A 12,531-nucleotide genomic window follows, 5' to 3' on the forward strand; every position below is an offset into this window, starting at 1 on the left:
AAGATTTAGACAAATCATTAAAAAACTTTTAATAAAATGGGCTTAATAATTATATTAATGACATTATTTGGAATTATTTAAATGGTAAGTTTTAATGTTATGATCTTTAAAATATTGAGTTATTTGTGATTTGTAATCAACATTACCATAATAATTATTAGTTGTAATTGTATTAATTGATTCTAAGCTAAATTGAACATCATATTCATCTGAAAAGAACTTAATAGCAGTATAAGCCATTTTAGTTAAAATACTATCAATATCATCCTTTCCATTTGTACCTGTTTTATCTTTAGCAATTTTTTTAACATCATTTTTAATTGATTCAAATTTATTGTTTGAACTAGTATCATTTGCTTTTGTTTTGACTTTTTGTAATAATGTTTGTGATTCTGTTGTATTACTTAATAAATCATTAACAAAATTGTTATAAAAATTTTCTTTTAAAGCAAATAATAATGCATCATTAAATGGTGAATTTTTAATACCATCTTGATCGTTTTTATCAGGATTAGTATAGTCAAATTCTAATAGTAATGTACTTGTTACATCTAATTCAACTGCTTGATCAGAATTACCTTGATTATAAAATGGTTGAAAGGCAGAATTTTGACTAAATTGTGTTATTAAACTAGTTTGATTAAAAAAGACACCCCAATAAATTCCAACAGCATTATAATCTTTATCAATTACTAATGAACCAGATGAGCCCCCACCTGTAGTATAATCATCATCTGCTAAAAAATCAAGTCCAGCTCTTGGTACTTTATCTTTATCACAACCTGATAATAAGTTTTTTGTAGGATCACAAGTAAAGTTATCTAATTCTAATGTTGAATTTGCTCTTACTTTTTGCACATTTACTAATTTACTTTTAGTTGAACGAAAAGTAGGTCCACCTTTAGAGCGATAAGTCAAGTTTTTCTTAATTTGTTCAACTGGATAACCTGCATGATAAAAAAATACTGGATTTTTATCATAATTATCATAAATAGTCCATAAGTTTTTTTGACTAAATCTTGGAAAGGTTCATTCATTATATTTATCAGGATCAAGAAAATATGGAAAATGTTTTGCTAAATAGTCATTAGGAATATTAACTTTTAATGTTGCCATATCATTATATCCTTGAAAGACTCTTGGATCATTTTCTTCAAATTCCAATGATTTTTTTTCTTCATCTGTTTTAAAAAATTTATGTAAATCAGTTTTAGTGATACGTAATTTTTGATCTTTAGAAACATTTTGACTTGATGAAAAATCATTAACTCATAAATCTTCTAAAAACATATAATTAAAAATGTCATTAAAATTAAAAATTTCTTTAGTTTCACTATTAGAATCAATAACAGATTTAAAAGTTTCTAAATTAGGAAGTAATTCTTCTGCTAAAAATTGACTATCTCCAGTGCCAATTTTTGCACCTTGATAAGTAAGACTAAAATTATAGTTATCAGGACTAGTAATTTTTGGACCATAAGAAATTGGTTGATATTTCACTTCAGTTAAAATCCGATGGTTACTATCAGCATGATTATCTGAAGTTCATTCACCAACACTTTGATAAGAAGAAGGAACAATTTGATTAGTATTTTTGTTTAATAATTTACGATCAAGTTCTTGTTTGCCAATTGAAATATCTAATAATTGGGGATCAGGGTTTTTATCAGTATAAGGAGTTGTTGTTTTACCAAGATTAGCAACATGAATGTTAGTAGCAATATAAAAGTTGTTAGTCCCAACTTCACGATCAACAAATCAACCAGTACCAAAACCACCACCTAAACTATTACTTTCACTTTTAGTTTTAATAAAAATTGAAAAACTACGATCATTTAAATACTGAAAATAACAAACATCACGATTAGTTTCCTGACAATCATTAGGATTAGGTGCAGCTTTAGCTTGATATTGTGAACCATAAACTTTTTGATTAATACTTTTTAAATCAGAACTAATATTAGTTTTAAAAATTTCATTAGGACTAATTGTTCTTGCTATATCAGTAGGTCTGCAAGCGCTTAACACTAATGTACCAAGCATCATCAAAATATAAAAAAAGCGTTGTTTTTTTCACATAAAAATCTTTCTTAAAATATCTAATGATTAATTTTGATTTATTTAATTAATTTAAAAGGGTTAAAAAAACTTTTAATAAAATTACTTTAATAATCTTTAAATTTAATAATATTAATTAAGTTTTTTAGGATTAATTATTTAAATGATATGTTTTAATGTTATGATCTTTAAAATATTTAGTCATTTGTGATTTGTAATCAACATTGCCATAATAATTATTAGTTGTAATTGTATTAATTGATTCTAAACTAAACTTAACATCAAAACTAGTTAAAAATAATTTAACAAAATAATAAGCCATTAAATTAAGAATGCTATCAACACCTTTTTCTGAAGCAATTTTTTTAAGATTATTTTTAACTACTTCAAATGTATTATTTGAATTATTATCGGATGCTTGAGTTTTGACTTTTTCTAATAACATTTTTGATTCTGTTGTATTACTTAATAAATCATTAACAAAATTGTTATAAAAATTTTCTTTTAAGGTAAAAAATAATGCATTATTAAATGGTGAATTTTTAATGCCATTTTGATCTTTTTTATCAGAATCAGTATAGTCAAATTCTAATGGTAATTTACTTCTTGAATTTAATTTAATTGCTTGATCAGAATTACCTTGATTATAAAATGGTTGAAAGGCTGAATTTTGACTAAATTGTGTTGTTAAACTAGTTTGATTAAAATAGACACCCCAATAAATTCCTACAGCATTATAATCTTTATCAATTACTAATGAACCAGATGAGCCTCCACCTGTAGTATAATCATCATTTGTTAAAAAATCAAGTCCAGCTCTTGGCACTATATCTTTATCACAACCTGATATTAAGTTTTTTTCAGGATCACAAGTAAAATTGTCTAACTCTAATGTAGAATTAAACAATACTTTTGTAACATCTACTAAACGACTTTTAGTCGAACGAAAAGTAGGTCCACCTTTAGATCGATAAGTTAAATTTTTCTTAATTTGTTCAACTGGATAACCCGCATGATAAAAAACAACTGGATTAGCCTTATAATTATCATAATTAGTCCATAAATTTTTTTGACTAAATCTTGGAAAAGTTCATTCATTATATGTATTAGGATCAAGAAAATATGGAAAATGTTTTGCTAAATAATCATTAGGAATATTAACTTTTAATGTTGCCATATCATTATATCCTTGCATGACTCTTAAATCTTCATCAAATTCTAATGATTTTTTTTCTTCATCTGTTTTGAAAAATTGATCTAAATCAGTTCTACTAATACGTAATTTTTGATCTTTAGAAAATTTAATACTTGATGAAAAATTATTTCTTAATAAATCTTGATAAAACATGTAATAAAAAACATTATAGAAACTAAAAATTTTTTGAACTTCAATATTTATGTTTTGAAAAAGAGAGTTAAAAAGAGAATTAAGACTATTTGCAAAAGTAGGAAATCCTTGCGCTAAATTCCGACCATATTGATAGGAAATTTTTTTATCTTGATGATTATAAAGACTAAAATTATAATCTTTAGGATTTTTAAATTCAGGCCCATAAGAAATTGGTTCATATTTAACTTCAGTTAAAATCCGATGGTTTTTATCAGCATGATTATTTGAAGTTCATTCACCAACACTTTGATAAGAAGAGGGAACAATTTGATTAGTATTTTTATTTAATAATTGACGATCAAGTTCTTGTTTGCCAATTGAAATATCTAATAATTGAGGATCAGGATTTTTATCAGTATATGGAACTATTGTTTTACCAAGATTAGCAACATGAATGTTAGTAGCAATATAAAAGTTGTTAGTCCCAACTTCACGATCAACAAATCAACCAGTACCAAAACCACCACCTAAACTATTACCTTCACTTTTAGTTTTAATAAAAATTGAAAAACTACGATCATTTAAATACTGAAAATAACAAACATCACGATTAGTTTCCTGACAATCATTAGGATTAGGTGCAGCTTTAGCTTGATATTGTGAACTATAAACTTTTTCATTAATACTTTCTAAATCAGGATTAATATTAGTTTTAAAAATTTCATCAGGATTAATTGCTCTTCCTACATCAGCTGGTCTACAAGCACTTAACACTAATGTGCCAAGCATTACTAAAATATAAAAAAAGCGTCGTTTTTCTCACATAAAAATCCTTCTTGAAATATCTAATGATTAATTTCGATTTATTTGATTAATTTAAAAGGATAAAAACAAATAATAAAATTGATTAATTATTTGTATAAAAATTGAAAATAGTAAATATAAAAAAATAATTAACAATTTAAAAACCTAAATTTTTAAACGTTAATTATCATTTTGAATTTTTGATATAGTAAAAAATTATTTTTTAGTATTTATTAAAAAATAATTAGGTATTATTCAAGATAACCTTCATTAAGGTTATTATAATTAAAGATTAATTGATTTTGAAATAAAGATTTAGACAAATCATTAAAAAACTTTTAATAAAATTGATCTAATAATCTTATTTTAATTACACTATATTAATTAGGTTTTTTTGGATTATTTAAATGGTAAGTTTTAATGTTATGATCTTTAAAATATTTAGTCATTTGTGATTTGTAATCAACATTACCATAATAATTATTAGTTGTAATTGTATTAATTGATTCTAAACTAAATTTAAAACCAATTCGTTTTAAAAATAATTTAACAAAATAATAAGCGATTAAATTAAGAATTTCATCAATATTTTGTTTTGAATCAGCAGCGATTTTTTTAACATCATTTTTAATTGATTCAAACTTATTGCTTGAATCAGTATCATTTGCTTTTGCTTTAATTTCTTCTAATAATTTTTGTGATTGTGTTGTTCTTTTATTTAATAAATCATGAACAAAATTGTTATAGAAATTTTCTTTTAAAGCAAATAATAACGCACTATTAAATGGTGAATTTTTAATGCCACCTTGATCCTTATTATTAGGATCAGTATAATCAAATTCTAATGGCAATGTACTTGTTGCATCTAATTCAACTTCTTGATCAGAATTACCTTGATTATAAAATGGTTGAAAGGCTGAATTTTGACTAAATTTTGTTACTAAACTAGTTTGATTAAAATAGACACCCCAATAAATTCCTACAGCATTATAATCTTTATCAATTACTAATGAACCAGATGAGCCCCCACCTGTAGTATAATCATCATCTGCTAAAAAATCAAGTCCAGCTCTTGGTACTTTATCTTTATCACAACCTGATAATAAGTTTTTTGCAGGATCACAAGTGAAATTATCTAACTCTAATGTTGAATTTGCTCTTACTTTATTTACAGACACTAATTTACTTTTAGTTGAACGAAAAGTAGGTCCACCTTTAGAACGATAAGTCAAGTTTTTCTTAATTTGTTCAACTGGATAACCTGCATGATAAAAAAATACTGGATTAGCATCATAATCATCATTAATAGTTCATAAGTTTTTTTGACTAAATCTTGGAAAAGTTCATTCATTATATTTATTAGGATCAAGAAAATATGGAAAATGCTTTGCTAAATAATCATTAGGAATATTAACTTTTAATGTTGCCATATCATTATATCCCTGCATAACTCTTAAATCTTCATCAAATTCTAATGATTTTTTTTCTTCAGTTGTTTTAAAAAATTTATGTAAATCAGTTTTAGTGATGCCTAATTTTTGATCTTTAGAAATTCTTTGACTTGATGAAAAATTATTTCTATATAAGTCTTGAGTAAGCATAAAATCAAAAACATTATCAAAACTAAAAATTTTACCAACTTCACTATTAGAATCCATACTTTTAAAAAGAGATCTAAAATTTTCTGCAAACCTAGGTAAATTTCGTGCTAAAAACAAACTATATTGATAAGGAATTTTTTGATCTTGATAAATAAGACTAAAATTATAGTTTTTAGGACTAGTAAATTCTGGACCATAAAAAATTGGTTGATATTTCACTTCAGTTAAAATTCGATGGTTACTATCAGCATGATTATTTGAAGTTCATTCACCAACACTTTGATAAGAAGAGGGAACGATTTGACTAGTATTTTTATTTAATAATTGACGATCAAGTTCTTGTTTGCCAATTGAAATATCTAATAATTGAGGATCAGGGTTTTTATCAGTATAAGGAGTTGTTGTTTTACCAAGATTAGCAACGTGAATGTTAGTAGCAATATAAAAGTTGTTAGTTCCAACTTCACGATCAACAAACCAACCAGTACCAAAACCACCCCCTAAACTATTGCCTTCACTTTTAGTTTTAATAAAGATGGAAAAACTACGATCATTTAAATACTGAAAATAACAAACATCACGATTAGTTTCCTGACAATCATTAGGATTAGGTGCAGCTTTAGCATGATATTGTGAACTATAAACTTTTTGATCAATATTATCTAATGTTGGATCAATTGGTGTTTTTAGAACGCTTGATGGATCAATTATACTATTAGATGATAAATAACTATTAGGTGTACATGCTGATAAAACTAATGTTGCAATTGTTAGTGAACTTGTTGTTAGTAAAAAAGATTTTTTTCTCATAGTTAGTAAAATTGCTTTTTAATAATTAGTTAACTGTTTAAAATTTCTTGTCCAGGCAAGGCAATATTTTTATTATTTTTTGGTTTAGCATCAAAACGATAAGCACTAGTTAAATTACGAGGAAAACCAAAAAATGATGCTCTTCCAGAACCAACAATACGACTAGCAAAATAAGTAGCAGAATAAGAACTGATTGGAATTGAAAAAACATTATCACGCATTAGTTTTTCTAAAATAACATAAAAATCTGCTAGTAAATAACCATTATTAATTTTAAATTCAGAATTATCACCAACAGCTAATGGATTTTGAATTACAACATTATTTCTAAAGAAGAAATAATTCGAATTTGAACCAATTCCTAGTCCTAAATGAAATAAATAGTTTTTAAGAAGATCATGTTTTTGTAAGGCTGTAGGATTTTTCCATTTGTTATCTAATAAAATTCCATTTTTAACAGTTTCATTTCAATCAGGTAAATTTTTAATTGTCTCTGAATCAGATTCAATGTATTGATCTAATGTTTGCAATAACCTTCACATATAGCCTGCTTTAGTTTGAGATTCTGGGTTAGGATCTAAACCAAATGATGCCAATCGTTCTCTACCTGCTTGAGTTGTTGCTAATCTTCTTGCATAAGCACCAATCGTATCACCAAAATATTTAGTTTGTGAAGCTAAACGACGATCATTAGCAAATGTTGTTGTGGCATATCCAAAATATCAGTTATAACTACTTGTTCCTAATCGATCAATTGTGAAACCAGGTTCAAAAGTCATTGTAAAATCACCAGTTAATTTTTTGCTTAATAGTGTTGTTGATAAAGTTGGTTCTAATTTCAAACTAAAATTATAATCAGCAAATAATGACTCTCATTGTTGTTGTAAACTAATTGCTAAATCTTCATCAGCAGGATCAAATTGAAATGGAAACACTGGATCTTTAACTTTGTATTTATCAACCCAACGTTTAAAAAACTTCTTTGCTAATTCTGGTTTATAAACATTATCAATTGGTTTACCACCTAAATAGTTAGCATAATTGTTAATAGCACGATCATCAGTTGTATAAGATTCTAATTTATATGGTTGTGCTCCTGGATAATCAGGTACCATTTCTTGTTTAGCAACATAACTGTATAAATTTAAATCACCAGGAGTGAAAAAATCTAAGTTGTTATTAGGAATTGTAATCGCACTAGGAATTAAACCAAAACGGTTTTGAGCTTCTAATGTTTTAACTCGATTTAAGCCATAATATAAAGCTCTTCGAAAATCAGGATCTAACATTGGTGCTAAACCAGGAATATTAGCAATTCCTGATGCTGAAAATTGTAAAAAACTACTTACAGCAGAAGCCCCCCCGCGCACAATTGTTTGACTAATTGATGGATCAGAATTAAATACTGGTAAAAATTGTGGGGGGATATTACTAATTTCAGAAATATCACCATCACGAAACAAATTAATTTGAACTAAATTATTTGATGATGTTCTGACTGTTAAATTTTGTGAAAAAACATCTTCTTGATCTCAATACTGGCGATTTTTTTCTGCTTTTAAAATGTATTCAGGTGAGAATTGGGTTAGTTTAAAAGCACCATTTGATAAAAAACTATTTTCATCTAAACCATAATCTAAAATTGATCGTGGTAACTTTTGAATGAATTTTTCAGGTACAGGTAAAAAAGTAACTCCACCTAATAAATCTAATTTGCTAGCAATCGTAGTTACTGAATCACCTTGTTCAAATTCATATTCAACCCAATTATTATCAAGTGCACGCACTCCAAAACCAGTATTAGCTAAAACTTTATTAGTTTCTGGATCAACTGGATCAATTTTAGATTGACAACTAGGCGCTTGGTTTCAAGTTTGATCACCTGTTAAATTAGGGTTTTGCTGAATCAAATTATAACGTTCAACAAAACATTGGTTAGCATTTTTAATTTGTAAACGATTAACAACTTCAGTATATTCTAATGATCCTTTAGTTGGATCTAAAATATATTTTAGAGTACTAACATAATCATTAGGAGTAACAGGATCACCATTAGATCATTTCAAATCATCACGAATGTGAAAACGAATAATTCGGTTAGCAATTTTTAGTGAATCATCTTCTTTATTAGTACTTGTAGCATAAGGTGAAATTTCTTTGCCTAATCCAACAATGACATCAGCAGCACCAGCATAATATTTATCTAATGATTTATAACGAACCTTACCTTCACCTTCATAAATATCACCACCATTACTAGAATCAGTTGTTGGATCAAAAAAACCATCTTGATCACGCTGAATTTTATTAACATCAAAATCAATTTTACTTAAAACACCATCATCATTAGCTGTATAAAAACGAGTATTAAGATTAGGATTAGTTAAATAAGGTTGGATCGCACTAGTTGGTTTCACCTTAACTAAAGGTTCAACTAATAATTGGATAATATCACCTTTTGCAACATTACTTTCTAATGGGTAATTTAATGATCCAATTTGGGTTGGTAATGCTAATGATAATTCATTATTTATTGACTTACTAACTGTTTCAGTTGCAGGTTTACATGCACTTAAAATTAATGATGGACCAGCAAGAATCATTAACCTTTGAGTAATTTTTTTGTTTTTTCTTAAAAAATAGGTCATTGTTATTATCCTTAAAAATTAATTTGGTAGGATCCAATTCTTTTTAACATTAACAAAAAATTGTTTTGTTGTTTGATCATAACCATATCTTAATGGAGCAAAGAAGTTGGAATAACCATTAACATTAGTATTAGGATTAATCATCAAATCATTAGCGCTTGTTAGAGGTTGATTAGATTTAATATCTAAATAATTTAATGTGTTATTACTATTACTAATCGCACTAAAATCAACACTTTCAAATAAACCAAAATTCATGCCGACTGCTGCAAAACCAACTAGTTTGTCTAAATTAGGATCAGTATAATTAGCTTGTGAAAAACCACCAAACTTAGCAGCTCAAGTAATTTTTGGTTCTAATTTAACAAAATCAATTTTTCTTTGGTTGAATAAATTAGTCATTTCTGAAATATCATAACCTTTTTTGAAATAACCATTAAGCATTAAAAATTCATCAACTTTTTCATTAAATTGCATGTTAGCAAAAAAGTATTTTGTTCCTAAAACTTCTTGATCAAATAAGTTAATAATTGTTTTTGCTACATCAGTTATTTCACCAGTATTGTCATCATAAAGTTTTAGACCATTACTACTAAATGAACTTAAAAATTTCAAATAAGCTAATTTATGATCAATTACTTCAGCATCAGTGAATTTTTCACCATTTGGACTTTTAATTGTTTTAATTTTATAGTATTCATTATTAATGTTTTGTTGGTTTAATAATGCTAAGATTGTTGGAATATTACGATGATAACTAGCAATATTTTCAAATCAACTAATGTTAGAAAATTGTGTTTTAGGTTCATAGTTAAATTCATCACCATTATCAGTATAACCATAAGCACCAGTTGTGCGATTAATTGAACTTGTATTTAAAGAGGCACTTGCTGATCTTAAATATTGATTACTAAAACTATAATTTCTTGTTCCACCTAAATTAACAAAATAAAATAATGCTGCTTCATTGAATTGATCAATTGAATCTCAGTGAATGTTACCAGGATCAACATTATGAACATTATATTTAGGAATTGTTGAAGCATAATCAACAATATTGTCATACAATTCTTTAGCAATTTGATAAAAAGTATAAGCATTAGCTTCTGAAATAATACTTTGACGTACATTAGGAGTTAAACTATACTGATCTTTATTTTTTTCATTAATAATTTGAAGAAGGATTGTTTCATTTTTAGTAATGAAATCATTTCTATTAATTGGTGATGCTGTATTTACTGCAATTCTATTACCAGTACTATCTAAATAATATTGGACATCACCACGAGATTGGTTAATAAATTGGTTATAAAGTAAATTAACTGCATTTAATAAATGGAATTTATCATTATTATCAACTGAACGTGGATTAAAAGTTTTATCACCAATTTCAGTTGGATTTTTTCTTAAATAATTAATTTCTTTAGTAACAAAAATTTTCATTAATGGTAAAAATTGTTGCACAAAAATATTTAAACCTGGAGTATTAACTAAATAAGATTTAGCACTAATTTGTTTGGTAGTAGAATTTTGAGTATTATTAGATTGAGTAACAAATCCTTTTGTATTTGTTTCATTACTAATAGAAAAATTTTTATCTTGATAATAATTAAATGCAAAAGTAGCAGTACGTAATGAATTAAAATAAGGTTGAGTATTTCTAAATAAATTTTTTGTATCAATATTTTTTTGATTAAATGCGCCTGATTCTGGATCAATTGTTGATGGTGAGAAAGGAAAAGAATTAGTTGTTAAACTAAAGTTACTAGGATTATTAACTGAAAGATAACTAGTTGAACGTGCAGCATATAATGGGATATAAAAATTAGGATCTCCCTTTTTAGGTTTACCAGTAGCATCAATTCCTTGATAGTAATCATTAGTAATATCTTCAGAACGAAAATTATAGGCACTAGTATTACCTTTTTCTAATTGATTAAAAGTTAAATCATAAAAATCACTATCTCTAACAAATTTATCACCATCTTTAATTTCAGTAGCTTTTTTTAATGCTGCTTTAAATTTGTCATATACATCTTTTTTCAAACCAATATAAGCATTAGTTGAAGTAATTCCAGGAGTACCATAACGTTGATAATTCTCATCATCTCAACCCATGTTTTGCAAAAGATATTTAGTAATTTGTTTATAAGTTGCTATTAGTAGCGCTAATTTCAAATCTTCTAAAAAACTAATCGCAAGATCTTGTAATTTGCTTCTAACTAATTCTTTCACTTCTTTAATGTTACTACCTAAACTCTTAAATAATGGTTCATCATTATCGCCATTTTTAGTAGCATCTTTTGGTTGAACTAAATAACTTAAAATTTGAGAATGACTAAAATCACTACCATCATTGAAAAAAATGTCACTAAAAGATTTTTTTCAACCTGCATAATCAGTATCACCAATCAGTTGTGTTTCTAAAAACTCACTATAAGCACCTTTACGAGCTAAAATTGCAAAAGCAAAAGCATTAGCAAATTTATTGTCTTCACTTAAAGTATCAACATCATTAAAAGTTAATGGTCTAAAGTTTTTTAACATGTATAAGTTATAAGTGTTAATTAATACACCATAAACATCAACTGTTGGTCGTGCACCATACTCTTGAAAGGTAACTTGAGTATCAAAACCAATGTTCATTTCACTAATATTTCTATTAACACCAGTATCAACAATTTCAACTGGATTTAATCCTAAAACATTAGGAATAAATGGTGCTACTTGATTTAAAAACTGACCAACAAATTCAAAAGCATCAATTGATTTAGGATTTGGTTTTGTTTTACTTTGATAACCAGCAAACTTCATTAATTGCGCAATTAATAAATCAGTTGTTAGAAAAGAACTTTTATTAGTAAAATCAGTTGGATATTTACTAATATCATCAGACTTGTGCATAGCAAAAACACCTTTGCCATAACGTCATAAATCTAAACCATTAACTGATTTAGCTGGTTTTGCTGGTTGATTATTTTTCTTTGCTTGAAAAACTTGTTCAACTTTTAAAGAATTATTTTTAGTATTTTTTTGTGCAGCTGCTGATTCAATTCGAGCTTGAGCAAGTGCTTGATAATTAATAGCATTTTTTTCAGCATAAGTTCCTGCAGCTTTTTGAATTGGTTTTAAATTAATATAACCAGCTACTGCACCAACTGTTGTAAAGCCTAATCCTAATACTCCACCAATTGTTAGAATTTTTCGTGTTTTAAATTTCATAAAATTTTAATCTCATCAATTTCAATTATCATAATTAAATATTTATTAATACTTAAGA

5 protein-coding genes are annotated in these 12,531 nt (G+C 26.4%); all 5 read right to left on the reverse strand.

Going from position 1 to position 12,531, the window contains the following annotated elements; all coding sequences use genetic code 4:
• Nucleotides 1-63: 63 nt before the first annotated feature.
• The 5 genes from MCAV_RS03430 to MCAV_RS03450 all read right to left on the reverse strand — a co-directional run bounded on the left by MCAV_RS03430 (nucleotide 64) and on the right by MCAV_RS03450 (nucleotide 12,473).
• Nucleotides 64-2,079: a DUF31 family putative serine protease gene (locus MCAV_RS03430; RefSeq protein ID WP_391591726.1), complete on the reverse strand. Its 2,016-nt coding sequence runs from the start codon at nucleotides 2,077-2,079 to the stop codon at nucleotides 64-66.
• Nucleotides 2,080-2,209: 130 nt separating this feature from the next.
• Entirely contained in the window at nucleotides 2,210-4,213 is a 2,004-nt protein-coding gene (locus MCAV_RS03435; protein ID WP_391591727.1) for a DUF31 family putative serine protease, read from the reverse strand.
• Between the two features lie 359 nt (nucleotides 4,214-4,572).
• A complete protein-coding gene (locus MCAV_RS03440) occupies nucleotides 4,573-6,603 on the reverse strand; it encodes a DUF31 family putative serine protease (protein WP_391591728.1) in 2,031 nt (676 codons plus the stop codon).
• Between the two features lie 29 nt (nucleotides 6,604-6,632).
• Nucleotides 6,633-9,251 (reverse strand): ABC transporter substrate-binding protein, encoded by a 2,619-nt coding sequence (locus tag MCAV_RS03445; protein ID WP_391591729.1) that lies wholly within the window; start codon nucleotides 9,249-9,251, stop codon nucleotides 6,633-6,635.
• 18 nt (nucleotides 9,252-9,269) lie between these two features.
• Nucleotides 9,270-12,473: a hypothetical protein gene (locus MCAV_RS03450; RefSeq protein WP_391591730.1), complete on the reverse strand. Its 3,204-nt coding sequence runs from the start codon at nucleotides 12,471-12,473 to the stop codon at nucleotides 9,270-9,272.
• Between the last annotated feature and the right edge of the window lie 58 nt (nucleotides 12,474-12,531).

This window comes from [Mycoplasma] cavipharyngis, from assembly GCF_042984175.1.
Lineage (GTDB): Bacteria > Bacillota_I > Bacilli_A > Mycoplasmatales > Mycoplasmoidaceae > Mycoplasma_N > Mycoplasma_N cavipharyngis.